This is a genomic window from Natrinema sp. SYSU A 869 (genome assembly GCF_019879105.1).
GTDB lineage: Archaea > Halobacteriota > Halobacteria > Halobacteriales > Natrialbaceae > Natrinema.
Genome location: NZ_CP082249.1, coordinates 3,225,340 through 3,246,831, shown reverse-complemented (window position 1 = coordinate 3,246,831; position 21,492 = coordinate 3,225,340). Strand labels below are relative to the sequence as shown.

Sequence of the window (21,492 nt, the reverse complement as noted above, 5' to 3'; positions counted from 1 at the left end):
GAACGGTGTTGAGAAATGTGTGAGGATCGACCGGTTTCTCGACGCAGGATCCCTTGAAGTTGGATGGCGATCGCGGATCAGTGGTACGTACAGGCGAAGGAATTGCCATAGCACCGTGGTGAGAGAATGTAGTAGATAACCCCTCGTCCGGGATCACGACGCTGATGGCTGCGTTACGCTCGTTGATTGTCTCGTACGCTTTGATGCGTGGATTCGCTTTCGAAACCCGGCTGCCATTCATGAGCGGTGTTTCTCTATTATCACTGGTTCTCGTATAGATGTCCATACGCGTCAAAAATACGCACATACTGAGCACTATTTCGTCAGAATATAACAACTCCAGAAAAAGAACAGCGTGTTTCGCGGAGCCAGTTTTGCGCTAGTATTTCAGTATCAGTGTTTCTTTGTACCGTCTTCGTCTTTCCCCTTGCGTTTCTTCCGCTTCTTACCGTGGTCTTTTCGCCGTCCTTTGCTGTTTTTATCCTGATAATCTTTCTTCCGACGGTCCTTCTTCCGACGATCCTTCTTTCGGCGCCCCTTCTTCCGATGGTCTCCATCATCCTCCACGTCGAACAAATCAAGCTCTTCTATCTCCTCGTCCACCTCTCGCTTGGTTTCTCTTATCTCCTCGTCCACTTGCTGCTGGATCTGATCTCCAAGATCCTCTGGTTCGTCGTCATCGTCGTGATACTGTTTGCCTTTGCGGTGCTCTTTCTGCTTCCTGTCCCTGCGTTTCTTACCGTTGTGTTTCTTTTTCCGGTGGTGGTGTTTCTTCTTCTCCTTTTTCTTGCCGTTTTCATACTCATCGTTTTCACCTGCCGACGCTGTTCCGGCAAGTCCAACTGTACCGAGACTACACACCCCGATAGCTTGAAGGATACTTCTCCGATTGTGCATTCAGATCATGGGTAGACCGCTACCCGGATCACCAGTATATTTCGGATGTTGTTAACGCCACACACCGTTACGTACTGTTACGCGCGTCAATTGGATGTTTGAGACGCTCCCCGACGGGAATACCCGACCGGACAACTGGGAATACATCAACTGTGAATTATGGTCTCATATGGTATGAACGAGAGATCTTCTTGGTTCTCGCGGTCGGTTTCAACCCATCGGGTCTCATCCCATTCGAGGAGGCATGCGTCGTGATCTCAGTACTGACAAGACGGTCAGCGAGATCCAGGAACTGCTCGTCCATGAACACCCTGCCATCGACGTACACTGTCTCAGGGGCGGGCCCGGTCGCGTCCGAATCGAAAGCAGCTAGCGTCGTCTGTCGCGTCCGTACGAGCACGACATCAGCTTCGGGATCTCGCCACTTCGCACGACAGACACGATTACAGAACATCCGTGTCCGATCGTTGCCAGCACCGAAGCCTATCGAGATGACCGATCGAACAGCATTCGTCGGCTTGAGGCCGGCTCTATAGTGGTCGCAGCCGTCGTCAGTCATTGTCGCCGGCCACATAGACGATGCCACAGTGGCCGCGACAATGCTGCATGTTCTTGTCGTCGGTCGTCACCGGGAACGTCTCGTGTTCACACCGGGGGCAGCCTGCTCGAGTTATCGGTCCAGCACCCGTAGTGGTCGGGCACGATGCTCCAGTACGATAGCTGAGTGTTGCTCGAGATTACGGAGCGCTGCTGCTCGATTTCATCGAGATGCTCAGCAGCGTGTTCGTCGGGCTCGGCCTCTGGCACGTCGCACAGTCCGCTTCGTGGCCGCATCGTCGCCAGCGCCATGCTATGACGCCGCTGGGCACGTAATCGATGACACTCCCCGGTTGTTCATGCTCACAGTTGGGGCACCACTGCATCTCATCGCTGTAGTTCGGCACTGGTCGAACACGGGCCGATCCGAGTCACGATCGCGTCATCGGCTCGAGCCCGGAGTCACTCTTGATGAGGGTGGTGAGACCGATGCCAGAGCACTGTGAGAGTGCTTCTTGTGCTAACGTGTCCAATTTCTTCGGCTCGAGAAGATTCCTGCCATGAAGCCGTCGAGAGGGGCTGACTACCACTGGTATTTTGACAGCTGCTGGTAGCGGTCATACGCGACCACCTCTAACCAGTAGCGAACGCTCGCTACTATGGACTGATCCTGCGTGAAAAATGGGGGCGTGAAGCGCCCGAAAACAGAGTATCGCTATTCCGAGCCGAACATCTGGCGCATCATCGGATGCATTTCCATCATCTGCTCCTCGGCGATCTCCTCGTACAGCTTGTACGTAATGGAGACGGCCAGTAGCAGCCCGGTTCCACTGACACTACCGATGGTACCGAGCATGTTCGCACAGACGGCCAGCAGGCCGACCAGCGCGCCGCCGATGACGGTCACTTGCGGGATGTACCGCTCCATGACCTTCTCGATGACGCCGACGTTCTGTCGGAAGCCGGGGATCTGCATCCCGGAGTTCTGGATCTGTTGTGCCGTCGATTCCGGACCCATGTCGGTGGTTTCCACCCAGAAGATGGCGAAGACCGCGCCACCGACGACCATGAAGGTGACGTCGATGCCGATCCGCATCATTACCTGCCACCACTCCTGGGTGACACCGGACGTCCACCACATCCATTCCTCCCGGGAGTAGATCGGGGCCACGTAGTAGAAGAACCCACTGACAGGATTACCCTGTTGTGAGTAGGTTCCAAGCCAGCCGGGCATGCTACCCAACTGACTGTTCAGGATCTGCCCGATGAACTGGACGTTCGCCTGCACTGCACGAACGAGGATCATGGGCAGGACGCTCGCGTAGATGAGCTTCACGGGGAAGCGCCCGCGAGCACCCTTGACCCGGGCGTGGCTGAGCGGGATCTCGACGCGAACTGACTCCGCGTAGACGACGATCCCGAAGATCAGCAGCGTCGTCACCAGCCCGATGAGGTTCCCCTCGGAGACTAACAGGGCGTAGAGCCCCTCACCGGAAGCAATCGATCCGATATCGATCTGGCCGGTCAGAATCTCATACCAGCTATAGAAGAACCCTGCTGAGTTAGGCTGGATGAAACCAGTGACTAGACGCTGGCTCACGCCGGCGATGATGAACAGACCGATCCCGCTGCCGACGCCCCACTTGCTGACGACCTCGTCCATGTAGAGGATGAGGATCCCGCCAACGAGGATCTGGGCGAACATCAGGACCTGAATCTGTGTTGCAGTGAGTGCGATCCCACCGAGTTGCAGCGATGTCTGGACGGGCAGGAAGCCCCCTCCCGGCGGACCGGAGAACACCATCGGGAGCCCGGTCAAGATGACCATCAGGATGACCAGCAGCTTCTGGAGGCCCTGATAGAGGACCTGGTCCCGGGGATCGTCCGTGTCGAGTCCGAGTAGGTTCGCACCGCCGAGCAACTGTAAGACGATGCTCGCGGTGACGATCGGACCGATACCGACCTGCAGGACTGATCCGTGTGCTCCGCCGAGGATCGCACGGAACTCCCCGAAGAGGTCGCTCGCCCCGCCGGCCTGATACCCGAGCATCGTGATGCTCGTCAGGAAGAAGTACAACATCAGGATGCCGGCCGACCACATCAGCTTGCGCTTGAAGGGAACGTGTCCCTCCGGACGGCGCACTGCTGGCATCCGCGTGAGGACCGGTTCAGCGGCTTCCTTCCATCCCATATATTATTCCTCGTCCTGTTCAGCGTCGGCTTCTGCCTCGTCGTCCTCCTGGCCTCGCTCCGAGATGACTGCCTCGCCGCCGGCAGCCTCGAGTTTCTCCTCGGCCGCATCGGAGAACGCGTCCGCCGTTATCTCGAGCGAATTCCGGACCTGACCGGAACCAAGAACCTTGACGATGTCGACCTCGTGGCCGTCCTCGACGATGTCGCGTGCGTCGAGTCGGTAGCCGTCGTCGGTCTCCTCGGCGAGGTCGTCAGCGACGTAGAGGATCGCGTCCTCGTCTAGCTTCTGGACATCGATCTCCGCGACATCATCGCGGATGTCGTGAGGTCGCTTGAAGCCGTGTTTGCCCTTCGGTTCGTAGTTGTGGAACTCGTGTTTGCTGCGCCCGGCACGGCCGCGGCCACCACGGTGGCCCGCACCGCGTCGGTTCTTGTGGGAACCGCCGCTGTGGGTTCGCGATCCGCGCTGGCGTCGTTTTTTGCTCGTCATGGTTATCGCATCGATTCTAGGAGGTCGTTAATCTCCCCTGTTGTATGTTTTCCGAGTTGGCCGCCCTCGACGGTCGGCTTTTTGATACCGTCGTGACCCCCCGCGGTGGGTGGAGTCGAAGCGTCGGTGACAGTCCCTCGTCACGAAGTGTCGTCTCCTCTGCGAGGAGTGCCTCGGCCAGCTCACCGAAGTCATCGTACTCGGTGTTGTCGGCCAGCCATTCCTCGTCAACGTCGGACTGGTCTCCCTCGAGGGCTCCGCTCGCTTCGCGAGCAGGGTCTCGAGCACATCGGCGTCGGGCTCTCCGACGGCGACGTAGTCGTTGACCTTCGCGATCATCCCCTCGTACGCGTCGGTCTCGGGGACGAGTGCGCAGTGGTTGACGTTGTGGATGTTGAGCATCGACAGGGTGTCCTGGACGTCTTCCTGTCGATTCACTTCGCCGCGGATCTGAACGATCGCTTTCATTGGTCAGCCACCTCGGCTTCGTCTCGGTTTCGGTTGCTCCGCCGTTGCGGATGACGCGACTGAGAAGCGTTCTCGAGCGCGTTGTATGTCGCTTTCGCGAGGTTGACCGTCGTTCGAGTGTTGCCGTGGCTCTTCGTCCAGGCGTTCTCGATGCCGGCCAGTTCGAGGACGTGACGGACGGTGTCGCTGGCGGCCAGCCCTAGCCCTTCGGGGGCGGGGATGACTTCGACCTCGACGGAACCGGCTTTGCCGGTCGTCCGTCGGGTCATCGAGTGTGGCCGGTCCGAGCGGTCCTCCCAGGAACCCGAACCGCGCGGGACCTGGATCATGTTCAGTTTCGCGATACCGATCGCCTTCTGGATGGCAGAGCCGACCTGATCGTCTCGGCCTTCGGCGTAGCCGATGAACCCATCGCGGTCGCCGACAGCGACGACGCAGCGGAACTTCACGCGTCGTCCGGAGTCGGTCATCCGCTGGACCATATTGATGTCCAGCACTTCGTCTTCCATTCCGGGCAGGAGCTGGTCGACGAGTTCGGGTTCCTTCAGCGGGAGGCCAGAGTTGAGGGCGGCTTCCATCGTCTCGATTTCGCCCTCCTGGACCTTTCTGCCGAGACGGGTGACTGGCTGCCAACCGCCGTCGTTGTAGTTGTTTCCACTCATTCGAGAATCGCCTCTCGTACGTCGTCGAAGTGTTCGGGGAGATCAGTCGCGTCGAACTCGCCGCTGTACAGCGGCTCGTCGAGCTGCTCGGCGTACTCGGCGATATGCTCGCCGCGCGTACGCGACCAGTCCGCAAGCACGCTGTCATTGTGCGGGATCTCGAGGCCGGCGTCGATCGCGCCCTCCTGTATTGCGAACACCTTGTTGCCGGGCGTGGCCGTGTTGAGGCCGATGTCGAGGACCGCTTCCTCGAGACCGGCTTCGATGGCCCGTTGGCCGGCCAGCAGGCCGGTCAGATACGCCGCGGAAATGTTGCTCGTGGGTGCGTCCCAGCCGTACTCCGCCAGATCGCTCGAGTGTGCACTCGCAAGCGTCTCGTCTCCCTGAGGTCCGGGAGTGATCAGCTGCGCCGTAGTATGCTTGTTGCTCTTGCGAGCAACCAGGCGGGGCTTCCCCGATTTCAGCAGGCGCAACCTCTGGTGGTAGTCCGTCCGGACCTCACGGCGACGCCGCATCGGCACTTTGTATCGTGGTCCTGTCGCCATTATTGGTCACCGTAGTTTTCGTCGATATAGTTCATCAGGTATCGGACGCTACGGAACTCTCCACCGCCAGCCTTCTTGTAGAGCTCGCGGTACTGCGTGGGCGTCAACTCGCCCTTGTCGCGGAGGTCACGTAGCTTCCGGCGCTGTGCGCGAATCTTGTTCTGCCATTCGTCCTTCTCGTCCTGGCGTGCGCCCTTCTTGCCGCGGCGCTTGCCCTGGCCGTTCTGGTGGCCGTAGGAACGTTTTGCATTGCGCTCGCGGGCGCGGCCACGGGAGTTGCCCGAGGCATCATCTGCCTGAATGCGCCCGTCGTCGACGAGCTCGCGGATCTCGTCGCGCGTGATCGCTTCGGCGATGTCGCCCTGCGCGTCCGGATCGAACCAGACGCGATTTTTGCCGACGTCGAGGACGTCAGCGGCGAGTCGCTTCTGTGCTGAGAGATCAGTCATTTGATTCCACCTCGACTTCCTCGTAAGTCGGGTTCAGGACGCGAACGCCCTGCTCTTCGGCGAGTTCCTCGATCCGCTCGCGCTTTCGCGCACCGACAGCGGATGCGATCCGAACCGCCTCTTGGTCACCGTCGACGCCCTCGAGATCGTCCGTGTTCTCGACGTAGACTTCCTCGAAGCCGCTGGGGTGTTTGCCACGGACTTCCGTCGGCGTGCGGTAGCCGGCCTCGACTTTCGGGCCCTTGCCTTTGACACCGCGGCGCTGCTTGGACAGCTGACCGCGAGGTCGACGCCAGGATTCCGGCGTCCGCTTTTTCTTGTGGTAGTCCTGCCGCTTGAACTGCGGTTTCCCCTCACTCTGCCGGCGGTTGAGGAGTCGCTCCTCCGTCTCAGAGAGGTCGGGCGTCTTCTCGGTCAGCCCGCGGGGCTGCAGTTCCGTCTCGACGTCTTCGTCGGGTTCCGCTTCCTCCTCGACGCTTTCGTCTTCGATCTCGGCCTCGGTCTCTTCGGTGACCTCGAGGTCACCGACATCGGCCTTGATACGGGCGGCGAGTGCGTTCCCGACGCCGTCGGCTTCGGCGAGGTCGTCCTGATCTGCCTCTTTGATGTCCTGGATGGACTCGAAGCCAGCATCGCGCAGTGCGTCCGCTTTGCTCGCACCGACGCCGCTGATGTCCTCGAGCTCCTGGGGTTCGTCGTTCGATTGGTCGTCTGCCATCTATCAGGCACCTCCTTTGGCGGGTTTGTTGGTGATGTAGACCCCGTCCTGGAAGACGCGGGTGTCCTTGCCGCTGACCTTCGTCAGCTGCTCGATGTCTGCCGCCGTCTGCCCGACATCCTCCTTGCTGGGTCCGGACAGGACGAGCTGCTCGTCGTCGACGGTCACGTCGGTCTCACCGTGGATAGTTGTTCGTCGCGGTGCCTTTTCGCCGAGGAAGTTCTCGATGACGACCTCGTCGCCTTCCACGCGGACCTGCATCGGGAAGTGAGAGTAGAAGACTTCCATCTCGTACTCCCAGCCCTCGGTCACGCCGTGGACGGCGTTGCGGATGTGGCTCTCGAAGGTGCCGACGGTCGAATTCGTCTTCGCGTCCTCGGCACCACTCTCGATTACCACCTGATCGTCGTCGGATTCGACGGTCACGTTGGGGTACCAGAGGCGGCGCGTAACAGCGCCGTCCGGGCCCTCAACGGTGACGTCGAAGCGATCGACCTCGACGGTTACGTTCTCGGGGATTTGCAGTTCGACTCGCATGATTAGTAGACGTATGCGATCACCTGGCCCCCAATACCCTGCTCGCGCGCCTCGTAGTGGCTCATGATGCCACTGCTCGTCGTGACGACGAGGGCTCCGAAGTCTCGAGCGGGGAGATAGCGCTTCTCCCATTTCTCGAAGTCTTCAGCGCCAACGGCGTAGCGGGGCTTGATGGGGCCGCACTCGTTGATCGCTCCTTTCAATTCGATCTCGAACTGACCGGCTTTGCCGTCATCGACGTACTCGAAGCCGTCGATGTACCCGCGGTCGTAGAAGACCTCGAGTACGCTGCCGATTTCGTTCGAGGCGGGCGTTACCTCGTGGGTAAGATGACCCACACTCTCGGCGTTATCGAGTCCCGAGAGCGCGTTGCTGAGTGGATCGTTTCCGGTCATGTTATCGGTACTTCCTGAATCCCATGTCGCGGGCGATCTCGCGGAAGCACTGTCGGCAGAGGTTGATGTCGTATTTTCCGACAAGCCCCTGCTCGCGGCCACAGCGCTGACAGGACTCGATCTGTCCCGTTCGCTTCGCCGCGTGCTCGCCCGTGTGGTCGTTTTCTTCTGTTTCGCTTTCACTCATCGTCTGCACCCTCTACGTTCACGTCGAAGTTCGCCTCGAGGAAGCCGATTGCGTCCTCGGGAGTCAGTCGGTGCTTCGACGGGATCGACCGGGTGGCCTTGTCGCGCTTGGCGATACGGTAGCCCGGACGCACTAGGTTGACGGTGACGTCCAGCCCGAAGATCCCGATGCTCGGGTCGTATTCCTGGCTCGGGAAGTCGGTGTGTTCCGCGACACCGAAGCTGAAGTTCCCCGTGTTGTCGAACTGCGCCGCGGAGATCTCCGTCAGCGGCAGCGCCTTTTCAAGGAATTCGTAGGCGTCGTCGTCGCGAAGGGTGACCTTCGCGCCGATCGGATCGCCCTGACGGATCCCGAAGTCGGGTTCGGTTCGCTTGGCCTGAGTCCGGACACTCTCCTGACCCGTGACCGCTTCGATGATGTCCTCGGCTTTGCCGAGTTCGCGACCACCTTGGCCGACGCCCATGTGGACGACGACTTTCTCGACGCGCGGTTCGCGCATTTCGTGGAAGTCGCCGGATTCGGCTTCACTCATCGTCCGCACCTCCAGTGAAGTTCTCGTCGATGACGACGACGTACTCTTCGACAGTTTCGAAGCCGCCGTCGTCCGTCGAGACGCCGACGCTGTTCGAACCGCTGCCCGGCGTGATGTCGATCGCGTCGATCTCGCCGACCTTGCCGCCGTGGTTGCCACGGATGGCCGTCACGAGTGCGCCTTCCTCGTGGGGGAAGTGCGCGACAACGGACTTGTCGTCGTTGTCGATGACGATCGAATCCTTTGGATCGTACTCGTCGTCGACGATGACGTTCGTGCCGTCGTGCAGCGTCAGCTGGGTGTCGCCACCCGAGACTTGCTGTTTGTTCACGATCTTACCGAGGCGGCTCTGGGCCGATTCCTCGTCGATCTCGGTCAGTGCGAGTCGACCGCCCTCGTCGGGGAAGACGCGGTAGTACTCCCCGCGACCCGGGAAGGCAACGATGTCGAACATACCGATCGGGCGCTGTTCGTCGTTAATTGCGTCCCCGTTGATGAGGATCGAATCCTCAGAGAGGGCATATCGCGCTTCCTTGCGCGAGTCCACGTAGCCGAGCACGTCCCGCAGGAGGACGACGAGTGGCACGCCGTCTTCGCCGTGGGGACCGGCGTCGGCCTTGACCGTGAAGGTCTCGGTCTTTCGCTCGACCGGCCAGGACTTCGGTACCGAAAGTCGTTTCTGGTGTTTCGTCATTCGCTATCACCTTCGAGACGCGCCTCGCGACGCTCGTCCTCGAGGTCAAGCTCCGTGATTCGGACGTTCGAGGGTTCGAGCGGCCGCGGCACTTCCTCGCCATCGGCCGTCTCAACGGTCACGTCCTCGACGTGGATGGTCCCATCCTCGAGGATCGCGCGGATGACCTCGCCGTCGTCGCCGGCGTGGTCGCCGCGCATGACCTCGACCGTGTCGCCCGTGTTAACACGGGTTCGACGGGTGTCGTACTCCTCGCGGAGCTCGTCGGACAGCGTCGCGTGCAGCTGCTTCTGTCGCTCGTGCAGCGGCGCGTTTCTTGTCTGCGTTCGCTGTTTATGTGGTTGTTCAGTCATATCTATACGATCATCGTCGCCGTACTGGCGATTGCTCCGAAGCGCTCTGCGACTTCGCGGGCGATCGGCCCCTTGATCTCCGTGCCGCGGGGCTCTTCGTTTTCGTCGATGATGACCGCCGCGTTGTCCTCGAACTTGAGCCGCGTGCCGTCAGGCCGGCGGATCGCTTTCCGCTGGCGGACGACGACGGCCTCGAGGACCTGTCGGCGCATCTCCGGGGTACCTTTGGTGACCGAGACGGTCACCTTGTCACCGATCCCCGCCTTCGGCTGGCGGTTCTTGGTGCCGTGGTAGCCCGCGACGCTGATGACCTTCAGCTCACGTGCGCCGGTGTTGTCGGCACACGTGACCAGGGATCCCTTCTTCAGGCCCTGCGTGACGTCGGCTTTCATTGCCTCCATCACTGATCACCCTCGTCTGCGGCCGCGGCGAGGTCCTCATCGGAGAGCTCCGGCTCAGGCTCGGCCTGACTCGTGAGCTCTGCGAGGTCCTCGGCAGTCGCTTCTTCGGTTACTTCGACGACCACGTGCGATTTCGTCTTCGACAGTGGTCGGGTCTCTGCGATCTTGACCGTGTCACCGACCGAGAGCGGCTCGAGCACGCCCGGTACGTGTGCCGGGATGCGCGAGCGTCGTTTCATGTGTCGGTCGTACTTCGGGACCGCCACATCGTACTCTCGCTCGACGACTACGGTCTTGTCCATGTCCGTCGAGACGACTGTCCCCTCGAGGATCTGACCTCGAACGGAGAGCTCGCCGTAGAACGGACACTTCTCGTAGTCGTATTCCTCCGGGTTCTCTGGTTCCGGAGGGGTTTCAACGTCTAGTCCTATTGCCATGGTGAGTCACCACTCGTTTCCGTGCGTCGGGCGGGTCGTGAGAGCAGCCGCGATCCATCGACCGTAACGTAGGCTACATCCTCGCCGGCAGCGTCGCGGTGGTCCCGTGAGAGACCATCGCTACGACAGCTGGCGGCATCGCCGCCAGCTCGGTCCGACTCGTCCGATTCATCGGTCGAGTTGGGTTGAGTGTCGGCCAGTTTGGACGCAGTCCCCGACCCCTTCGCGAGGTCGGCGGCGTCATCTGTAATCGCGAACTCGAACGTCGAGCCCGATTTCGGCACCATCACGACCCGAGACTCGCCGTCAGTCCGGACTTCTATCGACAGGGTCTTCGTCGTCTCGATGACGACGCGACCCTCCAGACCCACTCGCGAGGAGTCGTCGCTCTCGACGACTCGGACGGGGAGTCCGTTGAGTTCGTGTCGCGGCAGCGTCTCGGGTGTCAGTGCCATTGGTGTGGTTGTGTTATTCGGCGTCCGCTTCGACTTCGTCATCCAGGTCGCCTTCCTCGCGCTGGATCGTCTTGATCCGCGCGATGGTGCGACCCAGTTCGCCGATACGGCCCGGATTCTCCGGGGCCCCACCGGCCGCGAGGACGGACTTCGCGTTCAGCAGCTCGGTCTCGAGCTCCTCGAGTTCCTCCTGCCGTTCAGGAGGCGTCATGTCGCGGATCTCTTCGACGTGGATGATCGCCATCAGGCGTCACCTCCCTCGTCTGCGTCTGCTTCGTCCGCTTCGGTGTCCGCGTCCTCGTCTTCCATCTCCTCGACGAGTTCCTCGGCTTCCGCTTCGACGTCTTCCTCGAGCTCTTCGAGCTCTTCCTCGACGTCTTCGTCGCCGTCGGGGACCTCAACGTCCTCGAACTCCTCGTCGGCGTCAGCCTCGACCTCTTCTTCGATGACCTCCTCGACGACGTCCTCGTCGAGGTCGGCCTCGGCGTCGGATTCGGCGGCTTCCTCAGCCGCAGCGTCGGCATCCGCTTCGGCGGCCTCGGCCTCCTCGGGTTCGCCCTCGAGGAGCTCCTCGACGCCGCCTTCCTCGTTGACTTCGACGGCGTCCGGAACGACCTCTTCCGGATCCATGTCTTCGCTGACTTCGAAGTCGTCGGGCAGCTCGGCACCCGGCGGGATGATCTTGACGTCGACACCGATGGTGCCGAGTTTCATGACCGCGACGCCCTGGCCGTGGTCGACGACCGTCTCGGCGGGCTCGCCGTTGTGCTTGATGTAGCCGCGGTTGAACTTCTCAACGCGCGATCGTGCGCCGGTGACCTTCCCTGAAAGGACGATCTCCGCGCCGAGCGCGCCGGCTTCCATGATCCGGTCGATCGTCGTGTGACCGGCCTTCCGGAAGTACCAGCCACGCTCGAGTGCGTTGGCCAGTCGGTCCGCGACGATCCGTGCGTTGAGGTCGGGTTCTTCGACCTCTTGGACGTCGATCTGGGGGTCCTCGAGGTTGAATCGGTCCTCGAGGGCCGTCGTGACCTTCCGAATGTTCTCGCCGCCTTTGCCGATGACCATCCCGGGCTTTTCGGCCTTGAGGACGATTTGGGTTCCCATCGGCGTCTTGGCGACGTCCATACCACCGTAGCCTGCACGGCCGAGTTCTTCCTGGAAGAACTCGTCGATCTGGGACCGCTGAAGGCCGTTTTCGATGAATTGGTGTTCGTCAGCCATTAGCTATCACCTGCTTCGTCCTCGTCGACTTCTTCGACGATAATCTCGACGTCGACCTGCGGCGTGTTCCAAGAGGACGCACGCCCCATCGCGCGCGGCTTGCGGCCCACGGACTCGCCGACCTTGTGGGCGGCGACGTGGGCGATCTCCATGGATTGGCCGTCGAAGCCCTGATGATCTGCGTTGGCTTCAACGTTCTCGAGCAGATCGAGGAACTCCTTGGAGACCTTCTCCGGGTACTTGCCGGCGTCCCAGCCGTCGATGTCGGAACGGTGTCCGGCACCGGCGTTGTGGGACTTAAAGGGCACCGACTGGTTCTCGTCGATGACGTCCTGCAGGTACGCCTGGGCCTCCGCAACGGTTCGGCCCTTGAGTTCGCGTGCGACCTCCTTGCTGTGCTTGTTGCTCATATGACGCTCCCGAAGCATGGCTTTCGCCGTGGCGTCGGGATCCGCGTCGACTGAGTAGTTGATTCCCATGCGTGGATCACTTCAGTGGGACGAACTTCGACGATCGGGTCGCGCCGATACCGGCCTGTCCGTGCTCGACGGAGGTCCGTGTCAGCTGGAACTCGCCGAGATAGTGGCCGATCATTTCGGGCTCAACGCGAACGCGCTCGAACGCCTGTCCGTTGTAGACCTCGAAGGTCATGCCAACGAACTCCGGCAGGATCGGCATATCCCGCAGGTGGGTTCGAATCGGATCGTTCGCCGTCTCCTCTTCGCCCTTCTCGCGGGCCTCCTCGAGAAGCTTCTCCTTCTCGACGGAGAGACCGCGCTGGATACTTCGCCGCTGACGTGCGGGGAGCAGTTCCACGACCTCGTCGAGCTCTAGTGCCTGCAGCTCCTCGAGCGTGTGGCCGCGGTAGGTGAATTCACCTTCACGGCCGGTTCGGTACTCCTGACTCATTTGTTGCCACCTCGACCGGTGCTCCGGGAGGCAATGTCACCGACCTTCCGTCCCGGCGGGGCGTCCCGCGAGACGGACTTGGGTTTGCCGGGGTGTTGCCGGCCGCCACCACCGAACGGGTGGTCGACGGCGTTCATGGCGACACCGCGGACGCGAGGCCACTTGGTGCCCCGGGCCTTCATCTTGTGATACTTGTTCCCTGCCTTGACGAACGGCTTCTCCGTCCGGCCACCGCCGGCGACGACGCCGATAGTGGCTCGACACTGCGGATCGAGGCGCTTGACCTCGCCGCTGGGAAGCTGAATGACCGCCGCCTTGCGGTCGTGGGTGATCAGGTCAGCGTTCGTTCCCGAGGCGCGGGCGAATCGACCGCCGTCGCCAGGGTTCGACTCGACGTTACAGACCGGCACTCCTTCGGGAATCTCCCCGAGCGGGAGCGTGTTGCCGGGCTTGATCTCCGCGGAAACACCGACCTGTAGCTCCTCGCCGACGGTGATGCCTTCGGGAGCGAGGATCAGGCGCTGATCGCCATCCTCGAACTCGACGGCAGCGATCGGCGCGGATCGGGCCGGGTCGTGTTCGATGTCGACGACCGTCCCGCGGACGATGTTGTCATCTTCCTCTTTCTTGTGTTCGAGGTCCGCCTTGTATCGGTGCGACGGGGCGCGGAATGTGGAGGTCCCGCGACCGCGTCGTTGTCCTTGAATGCGTCGTCCCATTCTCAGAACACCCCGATTCGCGAAGCGACTTCTTGTGCGTCGTCCTCCTCGGAGAGGCGGACGATCGCTTTCTTTTTACCCTTCATCGTTACCTGCGTGTTGACGTTCTCGACCGAGATCTCGAAGCGCTCTTCGACCTCGTCCCGAATCTCAGGCTTGGTCGCGTCCGGGTTGACGACGAACTGGAGCTTGTTCTCGAAGTCCATGTCGTTCATCGCCTTCTCCGTGACGAGCGGGTGTTCGATGGCCGAGCTCATCGGTCGGCCACCTCCTCGAGTGCGCTCTCGGTCCAGACGGTGAGTCGTCCCGGCTGTGCGCCGGGAGCGAGATCCTCCGCGTTAACCTCCGCGGCCGTCGTCACGTCCGCACCGGCGAGGTTCCGGGCCGCTCGCGATGGGCCGGTCTCGCTGGACGTGACGAAGAGGATCGACGTCGGCGTCTTGTACTTGCGGCCACGGGCTTTCCCCTGACCGGAGCGGACGCTGCGACCCTCGTCGGCGCGTTCGATGTCGTCCGCGAGGCCGGCTGCCTCGAGGAATTCGACGACCTCTTTCGTCTTGTGGAGGCCCTCGAACTCGTCGTCGATGACGACGGGAGTCTCGACGTCCTCGTCGAACTCGTGGCCGCGCTCGGCGACGAGTTCGGCGTCGGTCGTCGCAGCGATCGCGCTGCGGACGGCCAGTTTCTTTGCTTTCGTGTTGATCGATTCGGACTGGTCTTTCTCGGCTTTCGGCGGGTGTGCCTTGCGTCCCTTGACGGCCTGGGGAACGCGGCGAGCGCGACCCTCCTGTCGTGGGACGTGGGCCATACCGCGGCCGCTACCGAACGATTCGGCCGGCGTTCGAAGGCCGGCGAACTCGTCGGCACCGTAGTCCTGTTTTCGGTTTGCCTGCGCGGCGCGCACGGCGCGGCCGATCAAGTCCGGGCGGTACTGGGTCTCGAAGACCGCCGGGAGCTCGACCGTGCCCGCGTCGTCGCCGTCCAGGTTTCGTACTGTTGCGTCCATGTGTTATCCCTGGTTGGATGCGGTGGAGACGTAGCGCACCTCGGGATCGAGGCGCGGCTGGTCTCCGGGTCGGATCGCCGGGCGGAAGCGTACGAGACGCTGCTGTGGCCCGGGGAGCGAGCCCTTGATCAACGCGTGTGGTCCGTCGACTTCGCCGTAATTGACGAAGCCGCCGTCGACCGTCGCGTCTGCGCCGTCGCCGATGTCGACGAGGCGCTTGTTCAGTTCCGTCCGCTGATGGTAGCCCATCTGGCCCTGCTGCGGGACCGTCGAGCGGACGCGGGACGGGTTCCAGGGGCCGAGGTTGCCAATGCGGCGACGCCAGCCCTGCCGGGCGTGTTTGCCCTTGCGTTTCTGGACGCCCCATCGCTTGACGGGGCCTTGGGTCCCTTTGCCTTTCGTGACGCCGCTCGCGTCGACGTACTCGCCGGCGCGGAACACGTCGTTCATGACGTGTTCGCCACCGTCCTCGATGATCTCGAGGGCGAAGTCGACGCGGTCGTCGACGGAGCCGCCGCCGACGCGCGTTTCCATCACGTCCGGTTTCTTCTTGGGCACCGAGGGAATGTCCCCCGGAACCGTGTGGGTGATGACGCGGACGTCATCGACGCGACCCTCCTCGTGGAGGCCACGGAGCTCGTCCGTGGCAGCGTCGGTGTCGTGCTCGTCACCGGGAAGGTCCAGAACGCGATCGAGTTCAGGAACGAACTCGTCGGTCCAGACCTCGGTTATCGGCTTCATACCGTACGGCGTGTCTTCGTACGCTCGCAGTGCGACGGCGCGCATCGGCGGCGTCTCCACGATCGTCACAGGGACGGTCTCTTCCATCCCTTCGGTCGGCGAGTTCGCTTTATCGTCGACCATGACGACGTGGGTCATGCCGGCCTTATAGCCCGCGAAGCCCTGGAGCGTCGGCTGTCCGTCGTCGTCCGGCCACGAATTGAAGCGTGGGACCTCGCTGGTCGCACGCTTTCGTGGACCGAACCCGAGTGAGCCTTTGCGTGGTGTATTTGCTTGTGGCATTCTATCACTCTCTCAGTGAGAGGGGAGCGAGCGTCGCGAACAGAGCCTCCTCCGTTCGCACGACCTCGCTTCCCTGATCCGGAACCGTGTTTAGCCAGAGGTCGAACCCCGGATCGGCAGTGGGTTCGACTCCGTTATCGGCCGCGCCATCTTGTCCGGATGCCGCTTCGATGGCCGATTCCTCGATTCCGAGGATAGCCGGCAGCCCTCTCTCGGGCGCGCCGAAGGCGACGGTCATCCCGTCGTGCTGGACGCGTCCGGCCAACGTCTTGAGCCGCCCGACGGTGAGATGCTCACCGAATCGGGAGGCCGCGATACGAACGCCGGCATCCTCACGGCCGAGTGCTGCCTGCAGGTCCGTCTGCTCGATCGAAAGCCCCGGAAGGGGATCATCGATGAGCTTCGCCCGGACCGGTCGTCGCGAAGAGATCCTGACGGTCACGCGCTCCCCCTCTTCGACCGCCATTTTCGGCGGTACGTTGAGGGAGATTGGGTGTTGCAGTCCGCAATTGACCCGGACGCGCCCTTCAGGTCCGACCTCGGTCACGATTCCTTGTCTTGACGACCCCGAACCGGTAGATTCGGAGCCGGTCTGTGACATGGCGCGGAGCGGCGGCAAGACGCCCGCGTACTCCAGTTCGTCCCGCATCCCCCATGCCTCGTTGCGGAGGTATGGGGGCGTTGCGGCGTACCGCAACACGGTTTGTACGAACCCACCGTCGAACTGCCCGGTTTCTCCATCCCGATCGGGATAGACGACCAGGCGATCTGCCCGGAAGATCGTCGCCGCGCGGGCGACATATCCGAGCTTTCGGGTTGCCTCGCGTTTGTCTTCGGCTTCCCGACTGATCGACGACGGCACGAGTACGCTGACAGTCATGCCGAGACGCTTCGACGCCGCGTCACTAGACTGTAGCGATATATTGCGGAGAGGGTCTTAAAAGAATAGCGGATTCGATCCCGGCTGTCAACGCCTCTCACCCCCGAATTCATGCCGAACAGACACACACTCACTCGCGGTAACTAATCACAGGCGGCCTGCGAGAAGAAACGGACGATATCGCCTCTACACGGGGTGGTCTGTCGACTCGATTACTCGAGAATCGGCATGCTGCGGCATGCCGATGCCGGATCGATTCGCAACCCTTATACACCTATCCGGCAGTAGGTATGAGTGCAGCAGGGCGCTGGTAGTGTAGTGGTATCACGTGACCTTGCCATGGTCACAACCTGGGTTCAAATCCCAGCCAGCGCATTTTTCGATACTCAATACCGACGAGCGAAGCGAGGAGTTTGAGTATCGAAAAATCGTTCGGATTTGAACGAGAGAAGTCGCAGCCAGCGAGGGATCAGAGATCCCTCGAGCAGTCGGCGCGCAGCGCCGACGACCGCGAGCGAACGGCGTGAGCGAGCTGGGTCGTCTTCGCGTTGTTCAAACTCCCAGCCAGCGCACTTCTACGGCGAACAATTTCGGCGAGCACCGCATAGCGTGTGCACGCCAGTCGTGTAGTCGTCTCCTCGAGCCGTATCGGTGACCTCGAATCAGCGGCTGTGACTCCGAATCCGTCACCAACTGCGAGCATCGAATCGAGTCGCTCGGACGAGGTCGCGGCGAGCGTCTCGCTCGAGGTTCGTCATTTATAAATATATGTGGTGCTATCGTCCAGTTACACTCGAGACAGAGTGTCTGATGGTGCAGTGCTGATCGAGCGCGCTGGTAGTGTAGTGGTATCACGTGACCTTGCCATGGTCACAACCTGGGTTCAAATCCCAGCCAGCGCATTTTTCGATACTCAATACCGACGAGCGAAGCGAGGGGTTCGAGTATCGAAAAATCGTTCGGGTTTGAATCAGGTCAGTCGCGTGCAGCGAAATCGTTCGAAAGACGCTTCTCGTCTTTCGTGACTGAGCGAATCGGAGCTAAGCGGGAGCGAAGTCGTTCGAGACGGCTCCGCCGTCTCGTGATGACGAAAGGTGCGTTTGCACCTTTCGAACCACTCCCGCGAGGTCAGCGGGACTACGTCCTGCCAGAATTCGCGAGGTCGTCGGCGCTTCGCGCCGACTGCAAGCGATTCCGGAGGAATCGCCCTGTCCGCGAAGCCGACGGCTTCGTTTGATGACGAGAGACCTTTGGTCTCTCGAACTATGAGCACGTCTGGACGTAGTTCAAATCCCAGCCAGCGCACTTCTCTGAATACAAATCGCGAGCGTTGCATCGCAACACCGCGAATGAAAATCGTCTCGAGTCAGGATGCGACCCGTGACTGCTGATCGACGAACACCGGTTCGCCTCGAGGCGCTGCTCTAGTCGATGGTGACGACGTCCGGCCCGCTCTCGGACTCGCCGCCCTCGTCGGCGAGATCTTCGATGGCGAGTTTCAGGTTCCACTTATTGGCCTTCCAGAAGGCGTCGAAGACGACGCCGAGGACGGGGATGGAGCCGATGACGGTGTCGACACCGATGTTTGCGAGCATGCGAAGCAGCGTCGATTGGGAGACACCCAGTCGGGCGGATTCGACGACGAGATACAGCGAGACGGCCGCGGCAGCGGTGTCGCCGGCCCCCGGGAGGATCCCGACGATCGGGTCGAGCCCGACTTTGAAGTCTGTTCCTGGAACCCGGACCCCTTCGTCGAGGGTATGCGCGACGACGCGCATGCGCTTGATCGCCGCCTCGTCGACGGCGGCGGGGAGGTCGTCCGTAAGCGCCTCGAGTTCCGAACTGGTGTCGTTTGAACTGGTAGCCATACTGCTCGATTAGGCGCGTGCGTGGATAAGCCCGCGGACGGCCGTGGCAAGCGGTTAACTGATCGGTCACCGCTCGATTCGGTGCACCTCGAGATCCGCTGAGCAAGAGCACCGAACAGTGGGGCAGCAATCACCGGTTGCGTCGCAAAAGATCGTATTATCCTGAGTGTCTCCGGCGGTGACCCACCGAAAGATGAAATGAACGATCGTGAACGACTGCGCAATCGGCGTTTTTCGAATAGAGTCATACTCCCTTTTACTTCACATATGAATACTGTTTTCGGCGACGAGTGGCTTTTATACGTGGATAACTACAGTCTAATACACGATTGAACGATCAGATCTAGCAATGCAGACGGAACTCTCACCCGCAGACGGCACGGACGATCTCCAGTACGACCAGCCCAACGACCGCTACGTCTTCCACCACGACACCGACGGGACCGCGACGATCACGACGACGATCGTCCACGCACTCGCGTCGATCGCGGACACCGACGTCTCACAGGGGGAGTTCTCCCTGTACGATAGCGTCGATCCAGACGCGCTCGACCGCATCTTTAGCAAGAAGGCGGACGGGACCGAGCGTACGGGTGGGCACATCGCTTTCACCGCCCTAGAACACGAGGTGTACGTCTATGCGAACGGCGACGTCATCATCTACCCGCCCGCGGAGACGCCCCGGACGCCGACCACGAACTGACGACGAATCGCTCACTCACCGCTCGCAGTCGCCCTGATCGTTTTTCCGCGCCCGATTCACGGCTGACATGCGAGCGACGCGATCGTTCGATCCCGCGAGTCGTGCTGGCCCGCCGGAAAGGCGGTCCAGATGACACGGATTTAGGTCCCTGCCACACGTCGGCAACCGCTATGACGGTAGTTGCGCTCCTAAGCGTCGCACCGGTAATAGAGGATAGCATGGCCGGCGAGGTCGCGAAAGCGGTCGATGCGCTCGAGGAATACGATGTTTCCTACGAGACGAACCCGATGGGGACGGTGATCGAAGCCGAGACGACCGACGAACTCTTTGCAGCCGCGCAGGCGGCCCACGACGCCGTCGATGCCGATCGAGTGAGCACGGTTCTGAAGATCGACGACAAACGGACGCGGGACGTCGACGCGTCGGAGAAAGTCGCGGTCGTCGAGGAACATCTCGGCCGGCCGGCAACGAACCGCGACGAGTAACGGACACGACGCTCGCGGGCATACTCGTCTTGGGAGTTTCCTGAGGCAGACGGGGCAAGTCTCACCCCGCCGGAACCCATTCGTCCGATATGGAACAAACTACACTTGCAGTCACCGACATGTCCAGTGACGACTGTGAACGGACCGTGACCGAAGCGCTCGAGGCGCTCGAGGGAGTCGCAGCGGCGCGCGCGGATCGGGAGATCGACGAGGTACGAGTCGACGGTCGACACGGCGTCGCTGGTAGGGACCATCGAAGACGCGGGCTATACTGTCGGCGAGTAGGGAGATGACCCATGTCAGACACCGGTCAGACACCAACGGACAAACGGTTTTACTACGGAGACTGAATCATGGGTCATGGAAAGTCTTAATCGAATGGCGATCGAGCTGGTCGACGAGGCCCTCGATTACGCTGAAGAGTTGAATATCGGGGGCTATGACCTCGAGAACGACGCAACTGTACTGGACTTCGGACTCGAGTTCGACGGCGGAATCGAGGCCGCGCTGCTACTGACCGAGATCCAGACGGCGGGGATGGCGACGCCGAGCTACGAACTGGGCGAACTCGGCGACGCGTCGATCCCCTTCGTCGAGTTGTCGACGGATCAGCCGGCGCTCTCGCTGCTGTGTTCTCAGAAGGCGGGCTGGGAGGTACTGACGGAAGACTTCGAAGGTCTCGGAAGCGGTCCCGCCCGGGCGCTGGTGGCCGAAGAGGATGAGTTCCGCCGCATCGGCTACACCGACGCATTCGATCTGACGGCACTGGCGATCGAGACGGACGCGGATCCAACCGAATCCGTGGCCGAGCACGTCGCCGAACGCGCCGAGGTCGAGACGAGCAGCGTCTTCCTGCTGGCCTATCCGACCGCGAGCCTCGTCGGCAGTATTACGAACGCCGCCCGCGCTGCAGAACTCGCGACGTTCCGCCTCTCCGAACTCGGCTACGATCCCCTCGACATCGTCTCGGCGACGGGCCGCGCACCGGTCGCCCCCGTCGCGGGCGACGAACGGACGGCTATCGCCCGGACGAACGATGCGATCGCGTACGGCGGGCAAGCGCATCTCACCGTCCGGGAGGACGCCGATATCTTCGATTCGGTCCCGTCGACGGCCGCCGAGGATCACGGCCGGCCGTTCGGCGAGGTCTTCGACGACCTCGACTGGGACTTTTCGGAGGTCCCGTCGGATCTCTTCGCGCCCGCCTCGGTGACGATCGACGTAATCGGCGGCCCGACGTACGTCCACGGCGAAACGGACGAGGAACTGCTTGTCGACTCCTTCAACCTGTAGTCGTGCAGTTCAAGCCCGTTCCCGAACCGCCCACGGACCGCACACTCCTCGCGACGGTCTGTCGAACCCTCCCCGCGACCGCCAGCGACGTCGACGACTGCTGTCAACATCTTATCGACGAGACACCCCTCGAGACGCGGCGACGTGGCTCACTTTTCTGCGCGCGCTCGAGGTCGCGTACCGATTCGGACACACCGGACGACCTCGAGCAAGACGAACTCGAGCGAGCCGACGGCTCGCTGACTGCCAACGAGGTCGCTGCTGCGATCCAGAGTGAGCGACAGCAGTCCGGCGACTGGCGACGACGCTCGAACCGGGACGAGAAAGCCCAGCGCGAACGGGTTGAACGACTCCTCGAGTGGGCTGTTCTACTCGGGCTCGCGGAGAAACCGGGAGATGGCTACCGGGCCGCTCCCGCACGCGGGTAACGCG

Annotated in this window: 32 protein-coding genes, 2 tRNA genes and 2 pseudogenes; 8 read left to right on the top strand and 28 right to left on the bottom strand. The window is 61.8% G+C overall.

The window, feature by feature from the left end:
* Nucleotides 1-393 precede the first annotated feature (393 nt).
* Nucleotides 394-897 carry a hypothetical protein gene (locus K6I40_RS24290; RefSeq protein ID WP_222917654.1) on the bottom strand — a complete coding sequence of 168 codons (504 nt, stop codon included), beginning with the start codon at nt 895-897 and terminating at the stop codon, nt 394-396.
* 244 nt (nt 898-1,141) lie between these two features.
* Between K6I40_RS24290 and K6I40_RS28730 the strand changes: the two genes are divergently transcribed.
* Complete coding sequence (locus tag K6I40_RS28730; protein ID WP_255681850.1) at nt 1,142-1,270, top strand: hypothetical protein; 129 nt, start codon at nt 1,142-1,144, stop codon at nt 1,268-1,270.
* Nucleotides 1,271-1,542: 272 nt separating this feature from the next.
* On the opposite strand, the gene K6I40_RS24285 is transcribed toward K6I40_RS28730, so the two are convergent.
* From K6I40_RS24285 to K6I40_RS24160, 26 genes and pseudogenes are all read right to left on the bottom strand, one after another.
* Entirely contained in the window at nt 1,543-1,746 is a 204-nt protein-coding gene (locus K6I40_RS24285; RefSeq protein ID WP_222917651.1) for a hypothetical protein, read from the bottom strand.
* Between the two features lie 403 nt (nt 1,747-2,149).
* Nucleotides 2,150-3,625: a preprotein translocase subunit SecY gene (secY, locus tag K6I40_RS24280; RefSeq protein WP_222917649.1), complete on the bottom strand. Its 1,476-nt coding sequence runs from the start codon at nt 3,623-3,625 to the stop codon at nt 2,150-2,152.
* A 3-nt stretch (nt 3,626-3,628) separates the two neighbouring features.
* Complete coding sequence (locus K6I40_RS24275) at nt 3,629-4,117, bottom strand: uL15m family ribosomal protein (RefSeq protein WP_222917647.1); 489 nt, start codon at nt 4,115-4,117, stop codon at nt 3,629-3,631.
* A 2-nt stretch (nt 4,118-4,119) separates the two neighbouring features.
* Nucleotides 4,120-4,585, bottom strand: a pseudogene (locus K6I40_RS24270) (50S ribosomal protein L30).
* On the bottom strand, nt 4,582-5,247 hold the full coding sequence (locus K6I40_RS24265; protein WP_222917645.1) for a 30S ribosomal protein S5: 666 nt from the start codon (nt 5,245-5,247) through the stop codon (nt 4,582-4,584). The pseudogene K6I40_RS24270 and the gene K6I40_RS24265 overlap by 4 nt, the downstream one beginning before the upstream one ends.
* On the bottom strand, nt 5,244-5,792 hold the full coding sequence (locus K6I40_RS24260; RefSeq protein WP_222917643.1) for a 50S ribosomal protein L18: 549 nt from the start codon (nt 5,790-5,792) through the stop codon (nt 5,244-5,246). Before K6I40_RS24260 ends, K6I40_RS24265 begins: the two co-directional genes overlap by 4 nt.
* Entirely contained in the window at nt 5,792-6,241 is a 450-nt protein-coding gene (locus tag K6I40_RS24255; RefSeq protein ID WP_222917641.1) for a 50S ribosomal protein L19e, read from the bottom strand. Before K6I40_RS24255 ends, K6I40_RS24260 begins: the two co-directional genes overlap by 1 nt.
* Complete coding sequence (locus tag K6I40_RS24250) at nt 6,234-6,959, bottom strand: 50S ribosomal protein L32e (RefSeq protein ID WP_222917639.1); 726 nt, start codon at nt 6,957-6,959, stop codon at nt 6,234-6,236. The genes K6I40_RS24255 and K6I40_RS24250 overlap by 8 nt, the downstream gene beginning before the upstream one ends.
* A gap of 3 nt (nt 6,960-6,962) precedes the next feature.
* Nucleotides 6,963-7,496 (bottom strand): 50S ribosomal protein L6, encoded by a 534-nt coding sequence (locus K6I40_RS24245; RefSeq protein WP_222917637.1) that lies wholly within the window; start codon nt 7,494-7,496, stop codon nt 6,963-6,965.
* A 2-nt stretch (nt 7,497-7,498) separates the two neighbouring features.
* A complete protein-coding gene (locus K6I40_RS24240) occupies nt 7,499-7,891 on the bottom strand; it encodes a 30S ribosomal protein S8 (RefSeq protein WP_222917634.1) in 393 nt (130 codons plus the stop codon).
* Between the two features lies 1 nt (nt 7,892).
* On the bottom strand, nt 7,893-8,078 hold the full coding sequence (locus K6I40_RS24235; RefSeq protein ID WP_222917632.1) for a 30S ribosomal protein S14: 186 nt from the start codon (nt 8,076-8,078) through the stop codon (nt 7,893-7,895).
* Nucleotides 8,071-8,610, bottom strand: coding sequence for a 50S ribosomal protein L5 (locus K6I40_RS24230; RefSeq protein WP_222917630.1), 540 nt, complete (start codon nt 8,608-8,610; stop codon nt 8,071-8,073). The genes K6I40_RS24235 and K6I40_RS24230 overlap by 8 nt, the downstream gene beginning before the upstream one ends.
* Complete coding sequence (locus K6I40_RS24225) at nt 8,603-9,304, bottom strand: 30S ribosomal protein S4e (RefSeq protein ID WP_222917628.1); 702 nt, start codon at nt 9,302-9,304, stop codon at nt 8,603-8,605. Before K6I40_RS24225 ends, K6I40_RS24230 begins: the two co-directional genes overlap by 8 nt.
* Nucleotides 9,301-9,657, bottom strand: coding sequence for a 50S ribosomal protein L24 (rplX, locus tag K6I40_RS24220; RefSeq protein ID WP_222917626.1), 357 nt, complete (start codon nt 9,655-9,657; stop codon nt 9,301-9,303). Before rplX ends, K6I40_RS24225 begins: the two co-directional genes overlap by 4 nt.
* 2 nt (nt 9,658-9,659) lie before the next feature.
* On the bottom strand, nt 9,660-10,058 hold the full coding sequence (locus tag K6I40_RS24215) for a 50S ribosomal protein L14 (protein WP_222917624.1): 399 nt from the start codon (nt 10,056-10,058) through the stop codon (nt 9,660-9,662).
* The gene (locus K6I40_RS24210; RefSeq protein ID WP_222917622.1) at nt 10,058-10,495 is read right to left on the bottom strand and encodes a 30S ribosomal protein S17; all 438 of its coding nucleotides are present in this window, start codon (nt 10,493-10,495) and stop codon (nt 10,058-10,060) included. Before K6I40_RS24210 ends, K6I40_RS24215 begins: the two co-directional genes overlap by 1 nt.
* A complete protein-coding gene (locus K6I40_RS24205) occupies nt 10,486-10,950 on the bottom strand; it encodes a ribonuclease P protein component 1 (protein WP_222917620.1) in 465 nt (154 codons plus the stop codon). The genes K6I40_RS24210 and K6I40_RS24205 overlap by 10 nt, the downstream gene beginning before the upstream one ends.
* Before the next feature lie 13 nt (nt 10,951-10,963).
* Nucleotides 10,964-11,194, bottom strand: a complete 231-nt coding sequence (gene rpmC / locus K6I40_RS24200; protein WP_222917618.1) for a 50S ribosomal protein L29 — start codon at nt 11,192-11,194, stop codon at nt 10,964-10,966.
* On the bottom strand, nt 11,194-12,174 hold the full coding sequence (locus tag K6I40_RS24195; RefSeq protein WP_222917615.1) for a 30S ribosomal protein S3: 981 nt from the start codon (nt 12,172-12,174) through the stop codon (nt 11,194-11,196). The genes rpmC and K6I40_RS24195 overlap by 1 nt, the downstream gene beginning before the upstream one ends.
* Nucleotides 12,174-12,653 carry a 50S ribosomal protein L22 gene (locus K6I40_RS24190; RefSeq protein ID WP_222917612.1) on the bottom strand — a complete coding sequence of 160 codons (480 nt, stop codon included), beginning with the start codon at nt 12,651-12,653 and terminating at the stop codon, nt 12,174-12,176. The genes K6I40_RS24195 and K6I40_RS24190 overlap by 1 nt, the downstream gene beginning before the upstream one ends.
* A gap of 7 nt (nt 12,654-12,660) precedes the next feature.
* Nucleotides 12,661-13,083, bottom strand: coding sequence for a 30S ribosomal protein S19 (locus K6I40_RS24185; RefSeq protein WP_222917609.1), 423 nt, complete (start codon nt 13,081-13,083; stop codon nt 12,661-12,663).
* Nucleotides 13,080-13,802, bottom strand: coding sequence for a 50S ribosomal protein L2 (locus tag K6I40_RS24180; protein ID WP_222917599.1), 723 nt, complete (start codon nt 13,800-13,802; stop codon nt 13,080-13,082). The genes K6I40_RS24185 and K6I40_RS24180 overlap by 4 nt, the downstream gene beginning before the upstream one ends.
* Before the next feature lie 2 nt (nt 13,803-13,804).
* Nucleotides 13,805-14,059 (bottom strand): 50S ribosomal protein L23, encoded by a 255-nt coding sequence (locus K6I40_RS24175; RefSeq protein WP_180842253.1) that lies wholly within the window; start codon nt 14,057-14,059, stop codon nt 13,805-13,807.
* Complete coding sequence (rpl4p, locus tag K6I40_RS24170; RefSeq protein ID WP_222917595.1) at nt 14,056-14,808, bottom strand: 50S ribosomal protein L4; 753 nt, start codon at nt 14,806-14,808, stop codon at nt 14,056-14,058. Before rpl4p ends, K6I40_RS24175 begins: the two co-directional genes overlap by 4 nt.
* A gap of 3 nt (nt 14,809-14,811) precedes the next feature.
* Entirely contained in the window at nt 14,812-15,831 is a 1,020-nt protein-coding gene (locus K6I40_RS24165; RefSeq protein WP_222917591.1) for a 50S ribosomal protein L3, read from the bottom strand.
* Between the two features lie 4 nt (nt 15,832-15,835).
* On the bottom strand, nt 15,836-16,711 hold the full coding sequence (locus K6I40_RS24160) for an RNA methyltransferase (protein ID WP_222917588.1): 876 nt from the start codon (nt 16,709-16,711) through the stop codon (nt 15,836-15,838).
* Between the two features lie 304 nt (nt 16,712-17,015).
* Between K6I40_RS24160 and K6I40_RS24155 the strand changes: the two genes are divergently transcribed.
* Both K6I40_RS24155 and K6I40_RS24150 read left to right on the top strand, forming a co-directional pair.
* Nucleotides 17,016-17,086: transfer RNA gene (locus tag K6I40_RS24155), tRNA-Gly, on the top strand.
* A 456-nt stretch (nt 17,087-17,542) separates the two neighbouring features.
* Nucleotides 17,543-17,613, top strand: a tRNA-Gly gene (locus tag K6I40_RS24150).
* A 522-nt stretch (nt 17,614-18,135) separates the two neighbouring features.
* On the opposite strand, the gene K6I40_RS24145 is transcribed toward K6I40_RS24150, so the two are convergent.
* Complete coding sequence (locus tag K6I40_RS24145; RefSeq protein WP_222917576.1) at nt 18,136-18,579, bottom strand: DUF4112 domain-containing protein; 444 nt, start codon at nt 18,577-18,579, stop codon at nt 18,136-18,138.
* 349 nt (nt 18,580-18,928) lie between these two features.
* Between K6I40_RS24145 and K6I40_RS24140 the strand changes: the two genes are divergently transcribed.
* The 5 genes and pseudogenes from K6I40_RS24140 (at nt 18,929) to K6I40_RS24120 (ending at nt 21,488) form a co-directional block, all read left to right on the top strand.
* Nucleotides 18,929-19,282: a HalOD1 output domain-containing protein gene (locus tag K6I40_RS24140; RefSeq protein ID WP_222917574.1), complete on the top strand. Its 354-nt coding sequence runs from the start codon at nt 18,929-18,931 to the stop codon at nt 19,280-19,282.
* Nucleotides 19,283-19,452: 170 nt separating this feature from the next.
* Nucleotides 19,453-19,767 (top strand): MTH1187 family thiamine-binding protein, encoded by a 315-nt coding sequence (locus K6I40_RS24135; RefSeq protein ID WP_222917572.1) that lies wholly within the window; start codon nt 19,453-19,455, stop codon nt 19,765-19,767.
* An 89-nt stretch (nt 19,768-19,856) separates the two neighbouring features.
* A pseudogene (locus tag K6I40_RS24130) lies at nt 19,857-20,052 on the top strand (heavy-metal-associated domain-containing protein).
* 75 nt (nt 20,053-20,127) lie between these two features.
* Nucleotides 20,128-21,060: a methenyltetrahydromethanopterin cyclohydrolase gene (gene mch / locus K6I40_RS24125; protein WP_222917570.1), complete on the top strand. Its 933-nt coding sequence runs from the start codon at nt 20,128-20,130 to the stop codon at nt 21,058-21,060.
* Nucleotides 21,061-21,062: 2 nt separating this feature from the next.
* Nucleotides 21,063-21,488, top strand: a complete 426-nt coding sequence (locus K6I40_RS24120) for a hypothetical protein (RefSeq protein ID WP_345779411.1) — start codon at nt 21,063-21,065, stop codon at nt 21,486-21,488.
* Nucleotides 21,489-21,492 lie beyond the last annotated feature (4 nt).

Excerpts from the sequence above, each read along its gene's own strand:
- K6I40_RS24290 (WP_222917654.1), bottom strand. The coding sequence starts at position 897 with ATGCACAATCGGAGAAGTATCCTTCAAGCTATCGGGGTGTGTAGTCTC.
- K6I40_RS28730 (WP_255681850.1), top strand. The coding sequence starts at position 1,142 with ATGCGTCGTGATCTCAGTACTGACAAGACGGTCAGCGAGATCCAGGAA.
- K6I40_RS24285 (WP_222917651.1), bottom strand. The coding sequence starts at position 1,746 with ATGGCGCTGGCGACGATGCGGCCACGAAGCGGACTGTGCGACGTGCCA.
- secY (WP_222917649.1), bottom strand. The coding sequence starts at position 3,625 with ATGGGATGGAAGGAAGCCGCTGAACCGGTCCTCACGCGGATGCCAGCA.
- K6I40_RS24275 (WP_222917647.1), bottom strand. The coding sequence starts at position 4,117 with ATGACGAGCAAAAAACGACGCCAGCGCGGATCGCGAACCCACAGCGGC.
- K6I40_RS24265 (WP_222917645.1), bottom strand. The coding sequence starts at position 5,247 with ATGAGTGGAAACAACTACAACGACGGCGGTTGGCAGCCAGTCACCCGT.
- K6I40_RS24260 (WP_222917643.1), bottom strand. The coding sequence starts at position 5,792 with ATGGCGACAGGACCACGATACAAAGTGCCGATGCGGCGTCGCCGTGAG.
- K6I40_RS24255 (WP_222917641.1), bottom strand. The coding sequence starts at position 6,241 with ATGACTGATCTCTCAGCACAGAAGCGACTCGCCGCTGACGTCCTCGAC.
- K6I40_RS24250 (WP_222917639.1), bottom strand. The coding sequence starts at position 6,959 with ATGGCAGACGACCAATCGAACGACGAACCCCAGGAGCTCGAGGACATC.
- K6I40_RS24245 (WP_222917637.1), bottom strand. The coding sequence starts at position 7,496 with ATGCGAGTCGAACTGCAAATCCCCGAGAACGTAACCGTCGAGGTCGAT.
- K6I40_RS24240 (WP_222917634.1), bottom strand. The coding sequence starts at position 7,891 with ATGACCGGAAACGATCCACTCAGCAACGCGCTCTCGGGACTCGATAAC.
- K6I40_RS24235 (WP_222917632.1), bottom strand. The coding sequence starts at position 8,078 with ATGAGTGAAAGCGAAACAGAAGAAAACGACCACACGGGCGAGCACGCG.
- K6I40_RS24230 (WP_222917630.1), bottom strand. The coding sequence starts at position 8,610 with ATGAGTGAAGCCGAATCCGGCGACTTCCACGAAATGCGCGAACCGCGC.
- K6I40_RS24225 (WP_222917628.1), bottom strand. The coding sequence starts at position 9,304 with ATGACGAAACACCAGAAACGACTTTCGGTACCGAAGTCCTGGCCGGTC.
- rplX (WP_222917626.1), bottom strand. The coding sequence starts at position 9,657 with ATGACTGAACAACCACATAAACAGCGAACGCAGACAAGAAACGCGCCG.
- K6I40_RS24215 (WP_222917624.1), bottom strand. The coding sequence starts at position 10,058 with ATGGAGGCAATGAAAGCCGACGTCACGCAGGGCCTGAAGAAGGGATCC.
- K6I40_RS24210 (WP_222917622.1), bottom strand. The coding sequence starts at position 10,495 with ATGGCAATAGGACTAGACGTTGAAACCCCTCCGGAACCAGAGAACCCG.
- K6I40_RS24205 (WP_222917620.1), bottom strand. The coding sequence starts at position 10,950 with ATGGCACTGACACCCGAGACGCTGCCGCGACACGAACTCAACGGACTC.
- rpmC (WP_222917618.1), bottom strand. The coding sequence starts at position 11,194 with ATGGCGATCATCCACGTCGAAGAGATCCGCGACATGACGCCTCCTGAA.
- K6I40_RS24195 (WP_222917615.1), bottom strand. The coding sequence starts at position 12,174 with ATGGCTGACGAACACCAATTCATCGAAAACGGCCTTCAGCGGTCCCAG.
- K6I40_RS24190 (WP_222917612.1), bottom strand. The coding sequence starts at position 12,653 with ATGGGAATCAACTACTCAGTCGACGCGGATCCCGACGCCACGGCGAAA.
- K6I40_RS24185 (WP_222917609.1), bottom strand. The coding sequence starts at position 13,083 with ATGAGTCAGGAGTACCGAACCGGCCGTGAAGGTGAATTCACCTACCGC.
- K6I40_RS24180 (WP_222917599.1), bottom strand. The coding sequence starts at position 13,802 with ATGGGACGACGCATTCAAGGACAACGACGCGGTCGCGGGACCTCCACA.
- K6I40_RS24175 (WP_180842253.1), bottom strand. The coding sequence starts at position 14,059 with ATGAGCTCGGCCATCGAACACCCGCTCGTCACGGAGAAGGCGATGAAC.
- rpl4p (WP_222917595.1), bottom strand. The coding sequence starts at position 14,808 with ATGGACGCAACAGTACGAAACCTGGACGGCGACGACGCGGGCACGGTC.
- K6I40_RS24165 (WP_222917591.1), bottom strand. The coding sequence starts at position 15,831 with ATGCCACAAGCAAATACACCACGCAAAGGCTCACTCGGGTTCGGTCCA.
- K6I40_RS24160 (WP_222917588.1), bottom strand. The coding sequence starts at position 16,711 with ATGACTGTCAGCGTACTCGTGCCGTCGTCGATCAGTCGGGAAGCCGAA.
- K6I40_RS24145 (WP_222917576.1), bottom strand. The coding sequence starts at position 18,579 with ATGGCTACCAGTTCAAACGACACCAGTTCGGAACTCGAGGCGCTTACG.
- K6I40_RS24140 (WP_222917574.1), top strand. The coding sequence starts at position 18,929 with ATGCAGACGGAACTCTCACCCGCAGACGGCACGGACGATCTCCAGTAC.
- K6I40_RS24135 (WP_222917572.1), top strand. The coding sequence starts at position 19,453 with ATGACGGTAGTTGCGCTCCTAAGCGTCGCACCGGTAATAGAGGATAGC.
- mch (WP_222917570.1), top strand. The coding sequence starts at position 20,128 with ATGGAAAGTCTTAATCGAATGGCGATCGAGCTGGTCGACGAGGCCCTC.